Here is a 22,543-nt window from a genome sequence, read left to right on the forward strand (position 1 = left end):
GTAAACAAATACAATGAAAAAAATTTTACTCTTATTTTTTGTAATTGCATTAAGTTCTTGCAGTGTACAACAAGAAATTACAGCTAAAAAAAACAATAAAGGCAATTTAATTGGCTTTGCAGACAAAGAATCTTTCAACCAAGCACCATACAGTACTTGGTTTACAAAAAATTATGAGTCTTATAGACCAGACGCAGCAACAATAGAAGCTTTAAGAAGTGCTTTAAAAGGATATAAAATTAAAGGTTTTATGGGTACTTGGTGTGGCGATAGTAAAAGAGAAACACCGCGTTTTTTTAAAATACTAGAAATGGCAAATTTCAACCTTAAAAATGTAGAGCTTATCACCGTTAATCGTTCTAAAAGAACACCAGACAATTTACAAGAAGGCTTTAATATTATAAGAGTACCAACATTTATTTTTTATAAAAATGATAAAGAGGTTGGGCGTTATGTAGAATATGCAAGACAAACTCTAGAAAAAGATATTCTTAAAATAGTTACAAATAAGCCTTATAAACATTCTTACGACAGAAGTAAATAAATGAAAAACAATAATTTAATTATTGCTGTAGATTTTGACGGTACAATTGTAGAAGACGGTTATCCTAAAATAGGAAAAACACAACTTTTTGCTTTCGAAACCTTAAGAAAACTTCAAGCAGAAGGTTTTAGGTTAATCTTATGGACATATAGAAGTGGCTCTAGATTAACTGAAGCTGTGGCTTTTTGTAAAGAAAACGGAATTGAATTTTATGCTGTTAACAAAAGTTATCCAGAAGAAATTTATGATGAAAAATACAGTAGAAAAATTAACGCAGATATATTTATAGACGATAGAAATGTGGGTGGTTTTATTGGTTGGACACAAGTTTACAAGCAAATTTTTAACCACGAACCAGAACCTAAAAAGAAAAAAGGTTTTTTCTCTTTTTTCAAATAACAAAATCAGCCTACAAATTACTTAAATTATACTAACTTTGTGGTTCAATTTTTTTAACATGATAAAGATTAAAACCAAAGAAGAAATAGAAATTATGCGCGAAAGTGCATTAGTAGTTTCTAAAACATTAGGTATGCTTGCCAAAGAAGTTAAGCCTGGTGTTTCAACTTTATATTTAGATAAATTAGCAGAAGAATTTATTAGAGCAGAAGGTGCTATTCCTGGTTTTTTAGGATTATACGATTTTCCGAACACGCTTTGTATGAGTCCGAACTCTCAAGTAGTTCATGGTATTCCAAATAAAGATCCTTTAAAAGAAGGCGATATTATTTCTATAGATTGTGGTGCAATTAAAAATGGATTTTATGGCGATCATGCATACACTTTTGCTGTAGGCGAAATAGAACCAGCAACCAAAAAACTTTTAGACGTAACTAGAGAAAGTTTGTATGTTGGTATAAGAGAATTTAAAGTTGGTAACAGAGTTGGCGATGTTGGTTATGCGATTCAGAAATTTACTGAAGACCATGGTTATGGTGTTGTTAGAGAACTTGTTGGTCATGGTTTGGGTAGAGAAATGCACGAAGACCCAGAAATGCCAAATTACGGAAAAAGAGGACGAGGGAAAAAGTTTGTAGAAGGAATGGTCGTAGCCATAGAACCAATGACAAATTTAGGAACCCAAAAGATAAGACAACATTCTGATGGTTGGACAATTACTACTTTAGATGACAAACCATCTGCTCATTTTGAACACGATGTTGCAATTCTAAACGGAAAACCAGAATTGCTTTCTACATTTAAATATGTACACGAAGCTTTAGGAATTGAAACTACAGAAGAAGACGAATTTAGACAGTAAATAACCGTTAATGTCTATATTTAAAACCATACTTAACACCATACCTAGACCTTGGTTAATTAAAGCAAGCTATCTAGTTAGACCAACTATAGCTTGGTATTTAAAAGGTAATAATTTTACAGACCCTATTGATGGTAGAAGTTTTAAAAAATTTCTACCTTACGGATATGGAAACCAGAGAGAAAATGCGCTTTCTCCTTCTACACTTTCTCTAGAAAGACATCGCTTAATGTGGCTTTTTCTTAAGGATGAAACTAATTTCTTCACTTCTAAAGAAAAACTTAACGTATTACATATTGCACCTGAACAATGTTTTTTAGACATCTTTAGAAAACAAGAAAATCTAAATTATTTAACATCAGACTTAGAATCTCCAATTGCCGATGTAAAAGCAGATATTTGTGATTTACCATTTAAAAATAACGAATTTGATGTCGTCTTTTGCAATCATGTTTTAGAACATATTACTGATGATACTAAAGCGATGCAAGAATTGTATCGAGTTTTAAAACCAGGTGGTTTTGGTATTTTTCAAATTCCGCAAGATTTATCAAGAGAAAAAACTTTTGAAGACGATACTATAACAGACAAAAAAGAACGTGCAAAAATATTTGGTCAATATGATCATGTAAGAGTTTACGGAAGAGATTATTTTGATAAACTGCGTGCAATAGGTTTTAAGGTTGATGAAGTTGATTATACAAAAAAAATCGCTCCAGAAAAACTAGAACGATTTTGTTTAATGAAGAACGAAATTCTTCCTGTATGTTATAAATAATTTAGATTACTGAAATTTCCTTAAATATTCTGGTAATTTTTCTAGTTTTTTATCTCCATTTATAATTACTCCATTTTTAAGAATCTGATAAACACCATCTTCTACTTTAAATACTTTAGAATCTCCTTTATAATTTGCTTTACTATCTTTTGCGTTTGAAACTTTTGTTCCGTTTTGATTTACCCAAGAAATAGTATCTCCTTTTACAGCTTGCGCTTTGTTATCATGAAAAGAACCAATATAATCGTACTTTGAATCAGCATACAACATTGTACCATCTACAGAACATAAAAAAGCTTTAACATTATAATCTCCTTCTACATATAACGGGTAAATACCGCCACCTAAATGACCTCCAAACAAATACCAATCTTTATCTACTTTTACTTCACCATCTTTATTATATTTTCTTAAAACATCATTCTTTTTTAAATCTTTCATTAAATCTTCTTTATTAGAAATTCTAACAATTTTGCCTTGATTTAAGTCAAAAACTAAAGGTTCATATGAGTTGTTTGGATATGTAATTAATCTTCCGTTTTCTCTTGGCAACATTACCTTACCAAAATGTGTAGAAAGCGCGTTAAAGTCAGATGGGTTTGGTAATAAAATACCTGTACCGCTATTTGTATTAAAACTATAAATTTTAGTTGCCTCTTTAGACTTATTCAGTAATAAAAAATAACCCGCAAAATTAATTGCATTTGTGTATTCTTTGGCTTCTAAAATTATTTCTGCTTTATCATTTATAACTCCAAACTTGCCTTCTTTAGAAAACAAAGCATAATTGTTAGCGTTAAAATTGTAAACACTATCTACTTTTAAAGCCATATCCGTAGAAGTCTTTTTCCAAATAGATTTTAATGAATCTATTCTTTTAAGCTCTTTAGATTTTTTTATTCTTTCTTCTTCTAATATTCTTTCTCTTTCTATTTGCTCTTTCAACTTTTCATCAATTGTAACGAAAAGTTCTAATTGCTGCTGATAAGTTTCTGAATTTTTATTTTTAGCTAGCAGAAAATATTGTTTCGAATATTTTTGAGCTTGTCTGTAATTTTCCAGTTCAAAGTAAATTTTTGCTCCTAAATCTGCAACAGATGGTTTTGTTACAGTATCCATATATTTCATGGCTTTTTCAAAAAGCTCTAAAGCTTCTTTATAATCTATACTCTCTTCAATAGCATTATTTGCCCTATTTATGTATACTTTGGCTATTTCAGATTTATTTTGGGCATAAAAGCTACAAAAAAAGGTAGCAAAAAAAATAGATAACAATTGTTTTTTCATAGTATATGTTGGGTATTGAGAACTTTAGGGTGCAATATAAAAAAAAATAGTCATTTTAAAGCCGAAAAACACTACCTACTTGTAGGTATAATTGGTGTATTCTTCTAAATTTCCATTTTCATTTGCATACAATAAAATTGCTTTAATTTTACTGTTCTTCTTTAAGAAATTTTTTGTTTTTTCTAATCCCATTGCCATAAATGCTGTGGCATACGCATCTACATCTGCACAATCTAAATCTGCAATTACAGATGCACTTAATAAATTACTTTCTTGTGCATAACCAGTTTTAGGATTAACGGTATGTACAAACTTTTTACCAGATTCTGATATTCTATATTTTCTATAATTACCAGATGTTGCCATCGATTTATTAGATAGATTTAGTGTTTTAAAACCAGAACCATCTGCATTTATTGGATCTACTAATTTTACCAACCAAGGATTATCTGCCTCTTTAAAACCTTTTGTTCTAATCTCGCCACCAATTTCTACTAAATAACTTTTTACGTTTTTACTTTCTAAAAAACGAGCAACTACATCTATACCAAAACCTTTTGCAATTGAATTAAAATCTAAATAAATTTCAGGGAATTCTTTCTTAATTATCGAGTTTTCTATTTGTACTTTATCAAAACCTACAAACTGCATTTCCTTGGCAACCTCTGCCTCTGTTAGATCTAATTTTGTTTTCTTTGGTCCAAAACCCCAAGCGTTTACCAAATTACCAACTGTTGGATCGAAGTAACCGTTAGTTTCTTTAAAAATTCTTTTAGATTTTTTAAAAACCTCTATAAAATAAGGATCCAATTCTACATTTTCCTCATCTCTATTTACTCTAGAAATTTCTGAATCTGAAATATAAGTAGATAAAGAATTATTCATTTTAAGAAATAAACTATCAATATTTTCTTTATAATTTTCATCTGTATTTAAGTAGGTAATTTTGTATGTTGTTCCAAATACGGCTCCTTTAAAAGTGTAATTTTTCTTTATAGTGTCTTTAGAACAAGAAGAAAAGTATAAAACACTAATTAGTAGTATAACAAATGGGTAATTTTTCATAATAAAAGTTTAATAAAAACAAAAATACTCTATAATTTTTCACAAAAAATTGTTAATCGTACTTTTTGTTCTTTGATTTTATTAAATTTGTTCGAATAATAAATTATTAAGCAGAAAAAATGAAGAAAATATCTTTAATCTTATTATCTACAATTTTAATTAGTTCTTGTGTTTCTAAGAAAGAATTTGTAGCGTTACAAGCAGAGAAAACGAAAGCAGAAGAGGAATTATTAGCTGTAAAAACTAATTTACAAAAATGTTTAATTGAGAAGGAAAAAGAAGAAGGGAAAATTTTTGCTTTAACAGAACAGGTTAAATATTTAAAAGACGATAAAAAAACGGCTTTAAAACAAGTTGAAAATTTAACTGTTTTAACTCAATCTTCTTCAGATAATATTAAAACTGTTATTGCTCAATTAAGTGAAAAAGACAAGTATATTAATGGTGTAAGAAAAGCGATGACTCAAAAAGATTCATTAAACTTAGCTATAAAATATCACTTAACTAGAAACTTAACAGAAGGTATTCAAGATAAAGACATCGAGGTTAACGTAGAAAAAACAGTTGTATTTATTTCTATTTCTGATAAGTTATTATTTAAGAGTGGTAGTTATAACGTAACAGATGGCGCTTATACAGTTTTAGAAAAAATTGCTAAAGTTGTAAACGATCAGCCACAAATGGAAGTGATGATTGAAGGTCATACAGATTCTACACCAATAAAAAGAGATTTAATTCAAGACAACTGGGATTTATCTGCTTTAAGAGCAACGTCTATTACTAGAATATTACAATATAAGTATGGTGTAAAACCACAAAGATTAATTGCTGCAGGTAGAAGTCAGTACATTCCTTTAGTACCAAACAACTCAGCAGAAAACAAATCAAAAAACAGAAGAACAAAAATTATTATCATGCCTAAATTAAATCAATTCTTTGATTTATTAGAGCAAGATGCTAAATAATACATCGTTCTTTTAACATATTAAAACCACTCAATTTCTGAGTGGTTTTTTATTTTATCAAATTTAAAAAAATAGAAAAATGGAAAATTTATCAAACAAAAAAGCAATAATTACCGGCGGAAGCAGAGGCTTAGGTAAAGCAACAGCATTGGCTTTAGCTAAAGAAGGTGTAGATATTGCAATTACAGGAAGAAATGAATCTGTATTAAAAGAAACTGTAAAAGAAATTGAAAAAATTGGTGTAAAAGCTACTTATGCCGCTTTTGATGTTGGTAATTATAAAGAAGTTCAAAAAGGAATAAAATTACTGATAGAGCAATTAAACGGTGTAGATATTTTAGTTAATAATGCAGGTATTGCTGCTTTTGGTTCTTTTACAGAAATGGATGTACAAACTTGGGAACAAATCATACAAACCAATGTTATGGGAATGTATTATGTTACTAAAGAAGTTTTACCTTATTTAATAGAAAAGAATAAAGGAGATATTATAAATGTAGCTTCTACAGCTGGATTAAACGGTAATGCTAACGTTTCTGCTTATTCTGCATCTAAATTTGCCGTAATAGGTATGTCTGAATCTTTAATGAAAGAAGTAAGAAAAAACAACATAAGAGTTTGCACATTAACACCAAGTACTATTGCTTCGGATATGTCTGTAGAATTAGGAATTGCAAATAAAGACTCTGAAGATAGTGTTTTACAACCAGAAGATTTTGCTGAATTAATTGTGAGCGGATTAAAATTACCAAGAAGAGCAATGCTAAAAAGTGCTGCTTTATGGTCTACAAATCCGTAAGTAAAAAACTTCTTATTCATAAAAAACGCCACATTAATTGTGGCGTTTTTTATTATGAAAATACATTTATCTATTCTAATACTTTTACAAAATTATCAAAAGCAACATAGTAAGGTTGGTCTTTAAAAACAGGACTTTCTACACTTTCTGCATTTGCAATTCCTACACCAGCAAACCAAACTTTAGCATTTTGTTTTCTTGCATGGTTTTTAAAAGTTTCCATCCATAAAACATCGTATTCGTTGGGGTTTTGAAGATTTTTTGTAGCTTTTACTAATACAAAAATTGTAGGTTCTCCTTTTTTAAATAATACAAATTGAGGATGTCTTTTTAATTGACTATTAATCGCTTGAAACTCATAGCCCATTTCTTGTAATTTTTCGCCAACAATATTCATGGCCAAATTGTGCAATTCTTGCGCTGTTAAAACTTGCATTATTTTTTCTTGTTACGTTTGTTGTAATTTTTATCTCCTCTTGTTTTAGGTTTTTTATATTTTTTAGCAATTTCTCTTCTATAAGAACCACCTAAATTTACCTTCTTGTTCTTTTCGCTTTTTTCATGAAATGCTGGCCCCGGAACATATTCTAAACCTGTTCTGTTTTTAGAAATACCTTGGTCTTCTCTTGGGCGCTCGTCTTCTGTTAATAATTTAGAAATTTCTACTTCTTCTGGTAATTCTAAAACCGGAATAGTATAATCCATTAAAGCTTCTATTTGCTCTTTAGCTTCTTGCTCTTTATCCGTAGAAAACAATAACGTTTTACCCGCTTTTTCTGCACGACCAGTTCTACCAATTCTGTGCATATAATTTTCTGGAAAATCTGGCGTATCAAAATTAATTACATGAGATACGTTATCAAAATCTAAACCACGTGCCATTACGTCTGTTGCTAATAATATTCTATTATTACCTTCATCGAACTGTCTTATCGAACGTATTCTGTAATTCTGAGTTTTATTAGAGTGAATAACACACATTTCATCGTTAAAAACCTCTTCTAAATGCTTAAAAAGTAAATCTGCAGTTCTTTTAAAACCTACAAATATTAATACTTTATTGTACGTTTCTTTATCTCTTAAAAGATGATGCAATAAATTAACTTTAGTAAAAAAGTTAGGTATATTGTAAGAAACTTGTTCGATATTGTCTAATGGTGTTCCGCTTACTGCAACAGATATTTTAGTAGGATTTTTAAAAAAATCGTAAATTAAAGCATCTACATCTTCTGTCATTGTAGCAGAAAACAATATGTTTTGTCTTCTTTCTGGTATCACATCAAAAATGTTCATCAATTGAAAACGAAAACCTAAATCTAACATTACATCTACCTCATCAATCACCAATTTCTGAATAGATTTTAACTTTAAAGCATTACTTAAAGCCAAATCATACAATCTACCAGGTGTTGCAACAATAATATCTTGCCCTTGTAAAATTGCTTGTTTTTGCGTGTTAATATTTGTACCACCATAAACTCCTAAAACACGTGTATTTATGTATTTAGATAGTTTTTCTATTTCTTCTACAACTTGCAAAACCAATTCTCTTGTTGGTACCAAAACCAAGATTCTAGGATGTTGTTGTTTCGAAAATTTTAAATCTCTAAGAATTGGCAACATATAAGCAAAAGTTTTACCTGTACCTGTTTGCGCAATACCTACAACATCTTTACCAGATCTAACCACAGAAAATGCTTGTTCTTGAATTGGTGTTGGTGTTGTAAACCCCAAATCGTCTATTGCATATTGTAATTGATTTGATAAATCTAAATCTTCAAAAGTCATCTTATAAAATTTTATGCAAAGGTACGTTTTATAAAATGTTTTACAACAAGTCTTAAGCGTTGTATTAATTTGTAATTTTGCTAAAAATTATCAGAAATAATAATGATTACAGATACGCACACGCATTTATATTCTAGTCAGTTTAATGAAGATCAAAAAGAAATGATTCAACGCGCAAAAGATGCCGGCGTTTCGAGGTTTTTTATACCTGCAATAGATTCTAGTTATACAGAAAGTATGCTAAAATTAGAAGAAGAATATCCTTTAGATGTTTACTTAATGATGGGCCTTCATCCTACTTCTGTTAAAGAAAATTATTTAGAAGAATTGCAACATGTTAAAAAATGGATTGATAAAAAAGATTTCTTCGCAATAGGAGAAATTGGCATCGATTTGTATTGGGATAAAAGCTTTTTAAAACAACAACAAGAAGCTTTTAGCACTCAAATTAAGTGGGCAAAAGAAAAAAAACTACCTATTGTTATTCATTGTAGAGATGCTTTTGATGAAATTTTCGAAATTTTAGAGGAAGAAAAAGGTGATGATTTAAGAGGGATTTTTCATTGTTTTACAGGTACAAAAGAACAAGCAGATAAAGCAATTTCTTACAATATGAAATTAGGTATTGGCGGTGTTGCTACTTTTAAAAATGGTAAAATTGATAAATTTTTAAATGAAATTGATTTACAACACATCGTTTTAGAAACAGATGCGCCCTATTTAGCACCAACTCCTTACCGAGGTAAAAGAAACGAAAGTGCTTATATTACAAATGTTATTGATAAATTAGTAGATATCTACGGAGTTTCATTTAAAGAAATTTCTGAAATAACAACTCAAAACTCTAAAGCCATATTTGGTGTCTAATGTTAAAAACAGAAACTACATACTATAAAACACCAATTGGTATTGCTAAAATTATTGGAGATACAAACGGCATACAATCTGTTTCTGTCTTAAATGATGATGAAATTTCACAGGAATTACTGCACCAAAAAACACCAGAATGTTTACAAGATTGTGTATTACAGCTGCAAGAGTATTTTAATGGCCAAAGAGCTAGTTTTAATTTAACTGTTAACCCAAAAGGAACCAGTTTTCAGAAAAAGGTATGGAAAAGTTTGTTAGACATTCCGTATGGTAAAACCAGAACTTACTCACAACAAAGTAAATATTTAGGCGATGTAAAAGCAATTAGAGCTGTTGCTTCTGCAAATGGTAAAAACCCTTTATGGATTGTAATTCCTTGTCATCGTGTAATTGGTTCGGATGGTTCTTTAACAGGTTATGCTGGCGGAATTTGGAGAAAAAAATGGTTATTGGCTCACGAAAACCCAGTAAAACAGCAATCGTTATTTTAATTTCTTTGTAAGATATTAAAAATCTTATTTTTACGTTAACAACGTATAGTTTGTAAATGTTTAAAAAAAATCTCTTTTTTTTCTTTTTATTGATTGGGTACTTTATCCAAGCACAAACAATTCCTACCAATTATAGATCTATAAAATTTAATATTAAAAACGATTCTATAAAATTTGATTCGATTGCAATTAACCCGCAAAAGTTTAAAATTTTAAATAAAGATCTAAAGGTAATTGATACTATTCATTATAAAGTTGATTTTAACAAAGCACTTTTAATTTTAGACTCTAAAAAATACTCAGAAATTACTATTAAATACTTTAGATACCCAACATTTTTAACCAAAGTATACACAAATTACAACGATAGTTTAATTGTACCCAACAGCACTTATACAGGCAAACTTTACAGTCTAACAACTAATAAAAAACCATCAGAAATTAAACTTTTCGATGGTTTGCAAACCAAAGGTTTTATATCTAGAGGTATTACATCTGGTAACAACCAAAATACGGTTACAAATGCTGCGTTAGATTTAGAAATTTCCGGTAAATTATCAGAAAGAGTAACTTTAAGAGCTAATATTTGGGATACCAACATTCCGATTCAAGAAAACGGTTATTCTCAAAAAATAAGTGATTTTGATAGAATATTTATAGAAATGTTTACTGATGATTGGCGCGTAAAAGCTGGAGATTTATCCTTAAGCAATAATCAAAGTTTCTTTGCTCCTTTTACAAAACAAGTTTCTGGTTTAGAAGTTGAAGCCAGTGTTTCTGATAATTTAAAAGTTGGTGCTTCTGGTGCAATTGTTCGAGGAAAATTTACAACATTTTCTATTGTTGGTAATGAAGGAAATCAAGGTCCTTATAAGGTTATTGGCGCAAATAACGAATCGAATATTCTTATAATTGCAGGTAGCGAAAAGGTTTATGTAAACGGAATTAAGATTGAAAGAGGCGAAAATAAAGATTATGAAATTGACTATAATTTAGGTGAAATTACTTTTAACACCACATATCCTATTACTAATGATATGAGGATTACAATAGATTTTCAATATTCTGATAGAAATTACACGCGCTTTATTACCTATGAATCTGTTGATTATAAAACCGAAAAATTAAAAATCAATAGTTTTTTTTACAGCGAAAACGATGCTAAAAACCAACCTTTACAACAAGTTTTAACAGATAATCAAAAAGAAATACTAGCAAATGCAGGTAATAATGAAGATTTAATGTTTGCTGAAAGTGCTTATTTAGACACTTATGATGAAAATAAAATTCTATATAGAAAAGTTATAAATGGTGCTGTAGAAAATTTTGAATATTCTGATGATGAAAATGAAGAATTGTATTTTGTTACGTTTACCAATGTTGGTGCAAATAATGGTGATTATGCTATAGAAAGCACTACTGCTATTGGTACAATTTATAATTATGTAGGCGTAAATCAAGGTGATTATGCACCAATAACAAGATTAATTCCGCCAACAAAATCACAAATATTTGTTTTAAAGTCAGATTATGATTCTACTAATAAAACAAAAATCACTTCAGAAATTGCTATCAGTAATAATGATGCAAATTTATTTTCCTATTTAGATAACGACGAAAATACAGGTTTGGCTGCTAAAATTGGTTGGGAACAAATTTTAATAGATCGCGATTGGCAATTAACAAGTAAATTTAATCATGAATACGCACATCAAAACTTTAAAACATTACAACGATGGGAATCTATAGAGTTTAATCGAGATTGGAATTTATTAACAAACAACGCAACTAAAAACTATTTTCAATCAGAAATAAACCTTCAAAATAAAAATAAAGATTACGTTTTATATAGTTTTAAAAATCTTAATTATTTAAACACTTACAACGGTAATAAACATCTTCTTGCATCTAAAATAAAACTTAAAAAAACCTCTTTTTTTGTAAATGCTAGTTTACTAAACAATACATCAACATTAGAAAATAACACATTTTTAAGGGCAAAAGCTACTATAGAACATTCGTTTAAAAAAAGCTGGTTAGGTGCTTTTACTAATATAGAAACTAATAACAGAAAACTTACTGAAACGAATACCTACGCAAATACAAGCCACAGATTTAAAGAGTTTGAAACCTATTTTGGTTTAGGAGACACCACAAAAGTATTTGCAAAGTTTGGTTTTAATTACAGAAATAATGACAGTATTAAATCGAATGCATTTACCGAAATTAATAATAGAAAGTCTTTTTATATGAACAGTAAGCTAATCAAAAATGAAAGTACAAACTTAGCTATTTATGCAAATTACAGACTTACTAATAATGCTTTTACTAACGATGAAAAATCTTTAAACTCGAGAGTTCTTTTCAATCAAAAATTATTTAAAAACTTTGTTAACTTAAGCACTCTGTACGAAACCTCTTCTGGTAATATTGCAAGGCAAGAATACGTTTATATTAAGACAGAGCCTGGTTTTGGTTTTTATACTTGGATTGATTATAACAATGATGGTGTGCAAGATTTTGACGAATTTGAAATTGCCGAATTTAAAGATCAAGCAAATTATTTAAGAATATTAAAACCGAACATTCGTTTTATTGCAACACAAAAAGCAAAATTTAGACAAGCAATCAACTTAAATTTTAGTCAATGGAAAATGCAAAAAGGATTTAAAAAATTAGTTTCTTATTTTAAAAACGAAAGCTTTTTAAGCATCGAAAATGAACAAGCTAGAAATGGCAACTCTTTTAATTTTAATCCTTTTAATTTTGATGAAAATAATTTAATTGGTCTTAACTATAGTTTAAGAAACAGTTTACATTTTAACAAAAATCTACAAAAATACAGTACAAGTTATACTTATGGCAATCAAAGGAATAAGCAATTGTATTTTATAGGAACGCAAGAAAACATAATTAAAATGCATCAAGTAGATTTTGCTCATAAATTTGCAACATTTTGGGTTTTTAATTTATTAGGAAAAAAATCTACAAATAATTTAGTTACAGAAAATTTTGATAATAGAAATTACAATATAGATACTTATGAATTTCAACCTAAAATAAGTTTTTTACAAAATCAAAACAACCGATTGTCTGCCTTTTATCATTTTAAAAACAAAGAAAACACATTAGAAGATTTCGAAAGCCTACAACAACATAAATTCGGAATTGAATACTTTTATTTAGGCACTAAAAAGAATCAAATATCCGCAGGTTTAAACGTCTTTCTAAACGATTATAAAGGTGATACGAACACACCTGTTGCCTACCAAATGTTAGAAGGTTTGCAAGAAGGAAAAAATTATACTTGGAACCTTCTTTTCAACAGAAAATTAAATTCGTTTTTAAATTTAAATTTAAGTTATTTAGGTAGAAAAAGTGAAAATTCTAAAACGATACACACAGGTAGTGTACAATTACGTGCTATTTTTTAATACATTTGGCTAAAAATCAACCAAAATTATATGAAAAAAATTATCTTATTTGTATTGTTAGTATGCACTAGCATTCAATTAACAGCTCAAGAAAAAGAGAAATTCAAGTATCCGCAAGACAATGCAAAAAAACACGAACTTAAATTAAATGCATTTAGTTTGATTGCTTTTTCGTCTTTAAATGTTAGTTATGAAAATCTATTAAATAAAGATTCCTCTTTTGGTATCGATGTATTTTTCAATTTTAACGATATCTCTGATGACTTATATTTTCCGAAAAAATTTTCTTTAACCCCTTATTATAGATGGTTTTTTTCTGAAACAAGATATGCTAGAGGTTTCTTTGTAGAAGGTTTTGGTATGTTAAACACTTATGAGGATCGTTATTATTTTTTTAATAACAATTATGAAACAATTGTAGAGACAGATTTTGCGTTAGGTATATCTGTAGGAGGAAAATTTATAACTAAATCTGGTTTTATTACAGAAATTTATTTAGGTGTTGGAAGAAACTTATTTAATAACAATGATGAAAACGGATTGGAAAATAATTTAATTACTAGAGGTGGTATTTCTTTAGGCTACAGATTTTAAGCAATCTTATTTTTAGTAAATTTGTAAAAATTAATAACATGAAAAAAATAGTTTTAATATTAGGACTTCTAGTAAGTTCTTTAGGATTTTCTCAACAAGAAATTAAGATAGATGTTGCTGATGCATTAGTTATACGAAGTCTAGAATTTTCTTATGAAAATTATATTAGTGTAGAAAATTCTTTCGGAGTTTCGGCCTTATTTAATCTAGCGAAACAAGATATCGATTTTAGGTATAACGAAAACACAATGATAACACCTTATTTTCGTCATTATTTCACTGCAGATGCACAATGGAACTTTTTTGGTGAAGGATTTGTAGGCATAAATTCTGGAAAAACAGAAACTGTTAAAGATTCTGGCGTTTACGATTTAAAATATACAGATGCTGCTTTAGGTGTAGCAATAGGAACTAAATATTCTTCTGAAGGTGGTTTGGTTATAGATATTTATGGTGGTTTAGGTAGAAACCTTTTTGGTACAGATTCGCCAATTCTTGTGCCTAGACTTGGTGTAAATGTAGGATGGAGATTCTAATAGAAACAACAAACCTTTATAAAATAAAAAAACCAGCAAATGCTGGTTTTTTTATTTTATAATAACTTTATCTTATTAAACTACTGCCTCTTTTCTAATTGGCAAGTTTTGGATTAAATCTATATATAAATTCACTTCTTTTTTAAGATCTTTACGCTCGTAAATAGCATCTAAGAAACCGTGTTCTAAAACAAATTCAGATTTTTGAAAACCTTCTGGTAAATCTTTACCTGTTGTATCTCTTACTACTCTTGGTCCTGCAAAAGCAATTAATGCATTTGGTTCTGCAATATTAATATCACCTAACATTGCATAAGAAGCTGTTGTACCACCCGTTGTTGGATCTGTACATAAAGATATATAAGGTATTTTTGCTTTAGCTAATTGCGCTAACTTAGACGAAGTTTTAACCAATTGCATTAAAGACAAAGAAGCTTCCATCATTCTAGCACCACCAGACTTAGAAACCATTAAAAACGGAATGTTGTTTTTAATTGAATAATCGATAGCTCTTGCAATTTTTTCTCCTACTACAGATCCCATAGAACCTCCAATAAAAGCAAAATCCATGGCAGCAATAACTATATCTTTACCTAAAGATTTACCAACGGCAGTTCTTACAGCATCGTTTAATTTTGTTTTTGCTTGTGCAGCTTTTAATCTTTCTGGATATTTTTTTGTGTCTTCAAATTTTAAAGGATCTTTAGAAGTTAAACCTTCATTTAATTCTTTAAACTCATTATTGTCAAAAAATAATTCGAAGTATTCTTTACTACCTATTCTTACATGATATCCATCTTCTGGACTAACATATAGGTTTCTTTTTAATTCTTCTGTATCTATAATTTTTCCGCTAGGTGTTTTATACCATAAACCTTTCGGAGTATCTTTTTTATCTTCTGTAGAAGTCTGTATTCCTTTATCTGTTCTTTTAAACCAAGCCATGTTATGTGTTTGTTTTAATTTAATATCTTAAAATAAAAATTCTATTTTAAAATAAATATGAAGTACAAATGTAAAAGATTTTTTCTAATTCTGGTTTCTTCTTTATGTGATTATTCTATTTGAGCTAGATATTTTCATAAAAAAAAAGCATTTTGAAATAATTCAAAATGCTTTTTAATTAATTTAATAATAAATACTATAATGTATCTACGTTATTTAAATCTTGAAATGCTTGCTTTAAACGGTTTGTAAAAGTAATTTCTCCTTCACGTAACCATTTTCTTGGATCATAATATTTTTTATTTGGTAAGTCATCTCCTTCTGGATTACCAATTTGAGTTGCAACATACGCTGCTTTACCATGCATATAATCTCTAATACCTTCTGTAAAAGCAAATTGTAAATCTGTATCGATATTCATTTTAATAACACCATAACCAATAGATTCTCTAATTTCTTCTAAAGTAGAACCAGAACCACCATGAAATACAAAATCGATATGATTATGACCAACATTGTACTTCTTTGAAATATACTCTTGAGAATTCTTTAAAATTTTTGGAGTTAATTTTACGTTTCCTGGCTTGTAAACACCGTGTACATTACCAAATGCAGCTGCAATAGTAAATTGTGGCGATACTTTTAATAATTCTTCATAAGCATAAGCAACTTCTTCTGGTTGTGTGTATAGTTTAGAAACATCTACATCAGAATTATCTACACCATCTTCTTCACCACCTGTAATACCTAACTCTATCTCTAATGTCATTCCCATTTTACTCATACGAGCTAAATAAGTTTTACAAATTTCGATATTTTCTTCTAATGGCTCTTCAGATAAATCTATCATATGAGAACTATATAAAGGCTTACCAGTTTCTTCGAAATGCTTTTCAGAAGCATCTAACAACCCATCAATCCAAGGTAATAATTTCTTTGCACAGTGATCTGTGTGTAAAATAACTGGCACACCATAAGCAACAGCTAATTCGTGTATATGCTTTGCTCCTGCAATTCCACCAGCAATTGCAGCTTTTTGCCCTTCATTAGATAATCCTTTTCCTGCTTGAAATTGCGCTCCTCCGTTAGAAAACTGAATAATAACAGGTGCATTTAAATCTCTTGCAGTTTCTAAAACACCATTAATTGTATTAGAACCAACAACATTTACAGCTGGTAATGCAAATCCTTTTTCTTTTGCAAGTTTAAAAATTTCTTGAACTTCTTTACCTGTAGCAACTCCAGGTTTTATGTTGTGACTCATAGTTATGATATTTTAATTTGTTGATTCTTATATTTCTTCAAAAATACTAAAAATAGGCACTTTTATGTTTAATCGGAGCATAAAATAACGAAAACGTTATAGACTTTTAATGATTTTTTAAAAAGGATAATTAATACCTATATTGTAAACTGCGCTAGCAAAATTATAATTCTTAAACCACTTACCACCTTCTAAATAAGGTTCGTAGGTTTTAAAACCAACATCAAATCTTAATACAAAGAAATTTAAATCGTATCGAACTCCCATACCAGAACCTACTGCAATATCTTTTAAAGATGATAAACTATTAAATTTTGCGTCTTCGTCTACAAACTCGGCATCAGAAATATCCCAAATATTACCAGCATCTACAAATAAGGCTCCTTTAAAACTTCCTATTAAATTAAATCGATATTCTGCACTCGATAAAAACTTTAAACTACCAACATTAAATTCTAAACCACTGTTTCTGCTTCCTGGGCCTAACTCATATGTTTGCCACGCTCTAATATCATTAGAACCACCTGCAAAATAACTTCTTGTAAAGGGAATATCAGAATTGTCGTAGGTTAAAATAGCGCCTAAAAATGTTCTAAATCCGAAAACAGAATTTAAACCAACATCCCAAAATTGCTTATACTCTAAATCTGTTTTAAAATATTGTGCTAAGGGAATCTTTAAAAATGTTTTTTTACCATTTGCATTATAATCCTTAGAAAACAACCCTAAAATATTACCAGAATTTGAAACTCTTAATTTAAAAAATGAAAAATTATTGTCTTTAAAATCTGATTGACTATTATATGTAAATGAATAAGCCAAAGTAGGAATTAAAAAATCTGAAGTAACAATATTGTACCTATTCTGAATATTTAATACAGTATTAAAATCATTTGGGTTTGAGTTTCTAAAACCAGCATTAGAAGCAACACTTCTTATAAAAGCTAAAGATTCTGATGCTTGATTTTCTAAATCCGTAGCCAAAGGAAAAAAAGATGTATTATTTTCTTGGTCGTAAATTTCTGCTACATTATTTAGGTTTGTAAATTCTGAACCATAAATATCAAAAAAACGATTTACATTTAAATTTTGAATGTATTGTGTGTTAAATATCTCTAACTGAATGGTTTTTTTACTGTTATATTGCCACTTATAATCAGATAAAATGGTAAACGTTTGCCTATCTAGACCAATGTTTTTCTGAAAACTAGATCCTAAAGAAAACAACGTTCTTGGCGACATTCTTTTTGGCACCAATTTATCTAAACCAAAAGGCGCTACCAATCTAGGAAATTCTAAAGATGCGTCTGCACCAATCTCCCAACCTGGACCATTATTCGCATTAAAATAAGAACCTAAAAAAGAAAACTTTAATAATTCTGCACCTTTAAAAGCATTTCTATTGGTTAGAGAAAATTTTGCTGATGAACCAATATTTCTAATATTAGAATGTGTTAGTTCTGTTTCGAAACCTAAAGTATATTTCTCTTTCGGAGACAGAAAAATATCCATTTTTAATTCATCATCTGTACCTTCTATCGGACTAAATGATATGTTTGTAGATTTAAAGTTTTTAAGCGATTTTAAATGATTTCTTGTTAAATTACTTAAAGTATCTTTATAAACATCGCCAGATTTAAAGAAAATAGATTGCGATAAATATTTAGGATTGTATTTTAATTTATCAATTGCTAAAAAATTAATTCCGTTATAATTTACAGAATCTTTATAAACCTCTTCTTTCTTAGTATAAGAATAATCTGTAACTACATTAATTTTACTAACTTTATGTACCTTATAATCTTGCTTCTCGTAAACACCATCTTTTTCTTTAAACCTATCTTTTGCTATTAAAAACTCTACATTGGTTTTGTGATCTGTTCTTGTAGAATCTACATAAAAACCAAGTGCAGATTCAGAAAAATAATAGATTCCGCTATTTTTAAACAATTTTACAACGTTACTAGCTTCTTTTCGAAATACTTTGTCGTTGTATTGATTACCACTAACTAACAAAGATTTTATTTTTGAATCCTTATAAATAGAATCTAATACGGGCGATTCTATTTTTAGCTTAATTGAATCTAATAATGTAGGCTCTCCTTTATCTATGTAATAACTAACTATTGCTTTTTTATCAATAGAATCTCTGTCTATGACTGTCTTAATTTTAGAATCAAAATAACCTTTGGTTTTATAAAAAGCCCATAAATTATCGGCTGTTCTATTTGCTTTACTTTCACTTAAAATTACAGGAGCATCATAATTTAAAAACCAATTATTTAAACTGATAAAAGCATTTGCATAAGCAATACTTTGTTTTTCTGAAAAAACATTTTTTATAAAATTATATTTCTTCGGATGTTTCAATCCCCATTCTGTTGGGGTTTTGGGCTTATTATGGTTTCCTATATTATGAAAGTACAGCCCAAAAGGTAAACCTAAAAGACGCGGATTTGGTTTTTGAAGTACGTACTTTTGTAAATCTGCATTTTTATTTTTTACACTGTCAACAAAAATATAATTTTGAGTTAGCATCTGCTTATCTTCGGCAACATGTTTTGTAGAATTACAAGCTGTCAAAAATAAAACAAGTAGAAAGTAAAAAGAAAGTTTTTTCATTACTTTAGCAATACATTTAACATCAAAAATAGTATTTTTCAACGGTTTATTTCTAATTAGATACAATTAATGAGCATCTCAAAAAATCAGTTAAAATTAATAACTAGTTTATCACAAAAAAAGTATAGACAAAAGCATAATTTATTTATTGCAGAAGGTATAAAAGTGGTAAATGAATTATTAAAGTCTTCTTTTGAAGTAGCAACATTATTTTGCACAAATGATTACGAAACTAATCTTACAGAAGATAAAATTGTTAGAATTGATGAAACCGATTTAAAAAAAATAAGTTCTTTAAAATCACCTAACAAAGTTTTAGGATTGTTTAAAATACCCAAGCTAAATTCTATAAACGCCTCTGGATTAATTGTAGCTTTAGATGCTATTAACGATCCTGGTAATTTAGGTACAATTATAAGACTTTGCGATTGGTACGGAGTTACACAATTAATTTGTTCTACAGATACTGTAGATTGTTTTAATCAAAAAGTTGTGCAAGCATCTATGGGTTCTTTGACTAGAATTGCTATTAACTACGTTAATTTAGAAGCTTACTTAAACGAAACCCATTTACCAACTTATATTGCTGATATGGATGGTGACAATGTGTATAAAACACAATTACCCGAAGAAGGAATTTTAATTATGGGAAATGAAGCTAACGGAGTTTCTAACCAAATTAAAAAATTAATATCTAATAAGATTTCTATACCAAGATTTGGAGAAGTACAAGAAACCGAAAGCTTAAATGTTGCAACTGCAACAGCTATTTTGTTAAGCGAATTTAAACGAAATAGTTAAGATTTACTCGAACGCAAAATTTATAAAGATACCACGAGTTCCCATAAAATTAACTGGCGCCGTCCATCTACTATTTGGGTCATCATCATATTTTATCTCGTTATTCATTGCAAAAACTCCGCGAATTGATGGGGAAAACTTAAAGTAGTATAAATAGAAATCTACACCAACACCAACCTCGTACATAAAATTGTTTGTTTTCATTCGAAATTGTCCTGCAGAATTGTCGTCTTGATTGTCTTCGTTTGAAGAAAAATTATAATCATAAGAAACACCAGCAAGTAAATAAGGTCTAAAGTTTTTATATCTGTCCGTACTAAATTTAAATACCAACGGCACATGTAAATACGTAGAACTTACCTCTCTAATACTGTCTTGCGGATTTGCAGAACCTTTTAAGTGATTAAAAATTATATTTTTAGAGTTACTCATTAAACCAGGTTCTAAACGCAGGTTTAAATTTTTATGCAAACGCAAATCTGCTATTAAACCAACATTAAAACCAGTAGTAGATTCTACAGTAATATTTGCATCTGTAATACTACTTTCTTTAAGGTTTAGTTTAAAATCATTTTGATTTAAACCTAAGTAAAAACCATAATGTAAAGGTCTTTTATCAAAAGTTGGTAAATAGTCTACACGTTCTCTTTGTGCAAAAAAAGTACTACTAACTAGTATAGAAAAACAAAAAAATAAAATTCTTTTACTCATAATTATTTACGTGCTGTGTAAATTGTTGCAACACCAAATGTTACAGGATTATCTTCTGTATGTGTAAACCCGTTTTTTTGTAAAATATTGTTGAAAGCTTTACCAAACGGAAAAGAATTTGCAGATTCAGACAAATAAGAATACGCTACTTTGTCCTTAGAAAACAGTTTACCTACAATTGGTAAAAACAAATTTGTATATAACTTATAACCTTGTTTAAAAGGGAATTTCGTTGGATTTGATGTTTCTAAGATTACTAAAACCCCTGTTGGCTTTAAAACTCTTGCAATCTCTTTAATTCCTTTATCTAAATTGGCAAAATTTCTAACACCAAAAGAAACTGTAATAGCATCAAAAGTATTGTCTTCGAAAGGCATTTCTTCAGAATCACCTACAATCATTTCTATTTTATCAGAAAGTTTTGCTTTGGCTATTTTTTGCTTACCAACTTCTAACATTCCTGCAGAAATATCTAAACCAACAATTCTATCAGGGTTTAAACTAGACATCATTAAAGCTAAATCGCCAGTTCCTGTTGCAATATCTAAAATTTGCTTCGGATTATTTTTACCAACAATTTCTACAACTTTCTTACGCCATTTAACATCTATTCCTAAAGAAATAACTCTATTTAAACCATCGTAATTACCAGAAATATTATCGAACATTTGTGCAACTTGTTCTTTTTTTCCTAATTCAGAATCTTTATAAGGTTTTATAATTTTCGACATACGTTATTTCTTAAGGCTTAAATATTATGTATTATTATCCGTTTATTGCAACCACTTCATTAATTTGATTTGGTAGCATTTCTTTTAATAAATTTTCTATTCCGTTTTTTAATGTTGCTGTAGATGATGGGCAACCGCTACAAGCACCTTGTAGAACAACACTTACTACTTTATTCTCTTCATCAAAAGATCTAAAAGCAATATTTCCTCCGTCTCCGGCAACCGCAGGCTTAATATATTCGTCTAAAATATCTACAATTTGAGCAGAAATTCCTTCTAAAGCTACTTCAGGAACTGTTTCTGTAGTATCTGCAGAAGTTGATGCTTCTTGCTTTGGTAATTCTTTGATTATTATTTTTCCTTCAGCTAAATATTCCCTAATAAAAGATCTTACTTCTCCGTAGACTTCATTCCATTCTACCATATCATATTTGGTAATAGAAATATAGTTATCAGAAATAAAAACTTCTTTTACAAACGGAAAATTAAAAATTGCTTGCGCTAAAGGAGATGACGTATTCGCTTCGTCTATATTTTTAAACTCAACATCTGTTTGAGTTAATGCTTTGTTAGTACCAAACTTCATTACTGCTGGGTTTGGCGTAACTTCTGCATATACCTCTATCGCCTCTTTTTTAGAAGTTTTTTGTTCGTTTACAACAACATTACCTGCATTTATATATGCTTCAATCTGCTCTTTTACTTCTTCTTGTACATCAATCCATTGTACAATATCAAAACGTTGTATTGCTATAAAATTTGCTGTAACAAAAACCTTTTTTACAAATGGTAAATAAAATAATTGTTGTGCTAACGGAGAGTTTTTTGCTTCGTCTATGTTGTTAAACTCATAACTACCTCCGTTTATTAAAATAGTGTTACTGTTATATTTAATGATTGTATCATTAGTAGTTTCTTGTATGGTAATTTTAGTATCTGACATGTTCTAAAAATTGAATTGCAAAATTAAGGCAAAAAAGATAAATAAGATTATCTAATGCTAAAAACTTCAAGACTCTGTTAGATTTTATAATTAAAATATAAAATCTAACAGAGT

The 22,543-nt window shown here is 29.0% G+C and carries 22 protein-coding genes; 12 read left to right on the top strand and 10 right to left on the bottom strand.

Annotated features, from left to right (window positions below; translation table 11 throughout):
* Positions 1-13: 13 nt before the first annotated feature.
* The 4 genes from BXQ17_RS08325 to BXQ17_RS08340 are packed head-to-tail and all read left to right on the top strand — an operon-like array spanning position 14 to position 2,583.
* Positions 14-544: a thioredoxin family protein gene (locus tag BXQ17_RS08325; RefSeq protein WP_077810180.1), complete on the top strand. Its 531-nt coding sequence runs from the start codon at positions 14-16 to the stop codon at positions 542-544.
* Positions 545-943 carry a BT0820 family HAD-type phosphatase gene (locus tag BXQ17_RS08330; RefSeq protein ID WP_077810182.1) on the top strand — a complete coding sequence of 133 codons (399 nt, stop codon included), beginning with the start codon at positions 545-547 and terminating at the stop codon, positions 941-943.
* Between the two features lie 58 nt (positions 944-1,001).
* Positions 1,002-1,805: a type I methionyl aminopeptidase gene (gene map / locus BXQ17_RS08335; RefSeq protein ID WP_077810183.1), complete on the top strand. Its 804-nt coding sequence runs from the start codon at positions 1,002-1,004 to the stop codon at positions 1,803-1,805.
* Positions 1,806-1,815: 10 nt separating this feature from the next.
* Positions 1,816-2,583: a class I SAM-dependent methyltransferase gene (locus BXQ17_RS08340; protein ID WP_077810185.1), complete on the top strand. Its 768-nt coding sequence runs from the start codon at positions 1,816-1,818 to the stop codon at positions 2,581-2,583.
* A 6-nt stretch (positions 2,584-2,589) separates the two neighbouring features.
* On the opposite strand, the gene BXQ17_RS08345 is transcribed toward BXQ17_RS08340, so the two are convergent.
* Both BXQ17_RS08345 and BXQ17_RS08350 read right to left on the bottom strand, forming a co-directional pair.
* Positions 2,590-3,870, bottom strand: a complete 1,281-nt coding sequence (locus tag BXQ17_RS08345) for a hypothetical protein (RefSeq protein WP_077810186.1) — start codon at positions 3,868-3,870, stop codon at positions 2,590-2,592.
* 75 nt (positions 3,871-3,945) lie between these two features.
* A complete protein-coding gene (locus BXQ17_RS08350; protein WP_077810188.1) occupies positions 3,946-4,935 on the bottom strand; it encodes an FAD:protein FMN transferase in 990 nt (329 codons plus the stop codon).
* Between the two features lie 119 nt (positions 4,936-5,054).
* Between BXQ17_RS08350 and BXQ17_RS08355 the strand changes: the two genes are divergently transcribed.
* A complete protein-coding gene (locus BXQ17_RS08355; RefSeq protein WP_077810189.1) occupies positions 5,055-5,900 on the top strand; it encodes an OmpA family protein in 846 nt (281 codons plus the stop codon).
* Between the two features lie 79 nt (positions 5,901-5,979).
* Positions 5,980-6,699 (top strand): 3-ketoacyl-ACP reductase, encoded by a 720-nt coding sequence (locus BXQ17_RS08360; protein WP_077810191.1) that lies wholly within the window; start codon positions 5,980-5,982, stop codon positions 6,697-6,699.
* Between the two features lie 70 nt (positions 6,700-6,769).
* Here the strand turns inward: BXQ17_RS08360 and BXQ17_RS08365 are convergent, their stop codons facing one another.
* Together BXQ17_RS08365 and BXQ17_RS08370 are read right to left on the bottom strand one after the other, a co-directional pair.
* Positions 6,770-7,135, bottom strand: a complete 366-nt coding sequence (locus tag BXQ17_RS08365) for a Na(+)-translocating NADH-quinone reductase subunit F (protein ID WP_077810192.1) — start codon at positions 7,133-7,135, stop codon at positions 6,770-6,772.
* Positions 7,135-8,487 (bottom strand): DEAD/DEAH box helicase, encoded by a 1,353-nt coding sequence (locus BXQ17_RS08370; RefSeq protein ID WP_077810193.1) that lies wholly within the window; start codon positions 8,485-8,487, stop codon positions 7,135-7,137. The genes BXQ17_RS08365 and BXQ17_RS08370 overlap by 1 nt, the downstream gene beginning before the upstream one ends.
* A gap of 102 nt (positions 8,488-8,589) precedes the next feature.
* On the opposite strand from BXQ17_RS08370, the gene BXQ17_RS08375 reads away from it, so the two are divergent.
* Genes BXQ17_RS08375 through BXQ17_RS08395 form a run of 5 tightly spaced genes read left to right on the top strand, consistent with a single transcriptional unit; the run spans position 8,590 to position 14,412 of the window.
* Positions 8,590-9,354 (top strand): TatD family hydrolase, encoded by a 765-nt coding sequence (locus tag BXQ17_RS08375; RefSeq protein WP_077810194.1) that lies wholly within the window; start codon positions 8,590-8,592, stop codon positions 9,352-9,354.
* Positions 9,354-9,848 carry a methylated-DNA--[protein]-cysteine S-methyltransferase gene (locus tag BXQ17_RS08380; protein WP_077810195.1) on the top strand — a complete coding sequence of 165 codons (495 nt, stop codon included), beginning with the start codon at positions 9,354-9,356 and terminating at the stop codon, positions 9,846-9,848. Before BXQ17_RS08375 ends, BXQ17_RS08380 begins: the two co-directional genes overlap by 1 nt.
* Positions 9,849-9,904: 56 nt before the next feature.
* Complete coding sequence (locus BXQ17_RS08385; protein ID WP_077810196.1) at positions 9,905-13,282, top strand: hypothetical protein; 3,378 nt, start codon at positions 9,905-9,907, stop codon at positions 13,280-13,282.
* 30 nt (positions 13,283-13,312) lie between these two features.
* Positions 13,313-13,876: a DUF3575 domain-containing protein gene (locus BXQ17_RS08390; RefSeq protein ID WP_077810198.1), complete on the top strand. Its 564-nt coding sequence runs from the start codon at positions 13,313-13,315 to the stop codon at positions 13,874-13,876.
* A 38-nt stretch (positions 13,877-13,914) separates the two neighbouring features.
* Entirely contained in the window at positions 13,915-14,412 is a 498-nt protein-coding gene (locus BXQ17_RS08395) for a hypothetical protein (RefSeq protein ID WP_077810199.1), read from the top strand.
* Between the two features lie 75 nt (positions 14,413-14,487).
* Here the strand turns inward: BXQ17_RS08395 and accD are convergent, their stop codons facing one another.
* From accD to BXQ17_RS08410, 3 genes are all read right to left on the bottom strand, one after another.
* Positions 14,488-15,357: an acetyl-CoA carboxylase, carboxyltransferase subunit beta gene (gene accD, locus BXQ17_RS08400; RefSeq protein WP_077810200.1), complete on the bottom strand. Its 870-nt coding sequence runs from the start codon at positions 15,355-15,357 to the stop codon at positions 14,488-14,490.
* A gap of 196 nt (positions 15,358-15,553) precedes the next feature.
* A complete protein-coding gene (fbaA, locus tag BXQ17_RS08405) occupies positions 15,554-16,621 on the bottom strand; it encodes a class II fructose-bisphosphate aldolase (RefSeq protein WP_077810202.1) in 1,068 nt (355 codons plus the stop codon).
* A gap of 117 nt (positions 16,622-16,738) precedes the next feature.
* Positions 16,739-19,243 carry a BamA/TamA family outer membrane protein gene (locus BXQ17_RS08410; RefSeq protein ID WP_077810204.1) on the bottom strand — a complete coding sequence of 835 codons (2,505 nt, stop codon included), beginning with the start codon at positions 19,241-19,243 and terminating at the stop codon, positions 16,739-16,741.
* 69 nt (positions 19,244-19,312) lie between these two features.
* Here BXQ17_RS08410 and BXQ17_RS08415 point away from each other — a divergent pair, with 69 nt between their 5' ends.
* On the top strand, positions 19,313-20,044 hold the full coding sequence (locus BXQ17_RS08415) for an RNA methyltransferase (RefSeq protein ID WP_077810206.1): 732 nt from the start codon (positions 19,313-19,315) through the stop codon (positions 20,042-20,044).
* Between the two features lie 3 nt (positions 20,045-20,047).
* Here BXQ17_RS08415 and BXQ17_RS08420 read toward each other — a convergent pair whose 3' ends face one another.
* From BXQ17_RS08420 to BXQ17_RS08430, 3 genes are read right to left on the bottom strand one after another with little or no spacing between them, the layout of a single operon-like run.
* Complete coding sequence (locus BXQ17_RS08420) at positions 20,048-20,755, bottom strand: porin family protein (RefSeq protein WP_172830856.1); 708 nt, start codon at positions 20,753-20,755, stop codon at positions 20,048-20,050.
* 2 nt (positions 20,756-20,757) lie between these two features.
* Complete coding sequence (ubiE, locus tag BXQ17_RS08425) at positions 20,758-21,486, bottom strand: bifunctional demethylmenaquinone methyltransferase/2-methoxy-6-polyprenyl-1,4-benzoquinol methylase UbiE (protein WP_077810209.1); 729 nt, start codon at positions 21,484-21,486, stop codon at positions 20,758-20,760.
* Between the two features lie 34 nt (positions 21,487-21,520).
* Positions 21,521-22,429, bottom strand: a complete 909-nt coding sequence (locus BXQ17_RS08430) for a NifU family protein (RefSeq protein WP_077810210.1) — start codon at positions 22,427-22,429, stop codon at positions 21,521-21,523.
* Positions 22,430-22,543 lie beyond the last annotated feature (114 nt).

The organism is Polaribacter sp. BM10 (genome assembly GCF_002005425.1).
In the GTDB taxonomy this organism is placed as follows: Bacteria; Bacteroidota; Bacteroidia; order Flavobacteriales; family Flavobacteriaceae; genus Polaribacter; species Polaribacter marinaquae.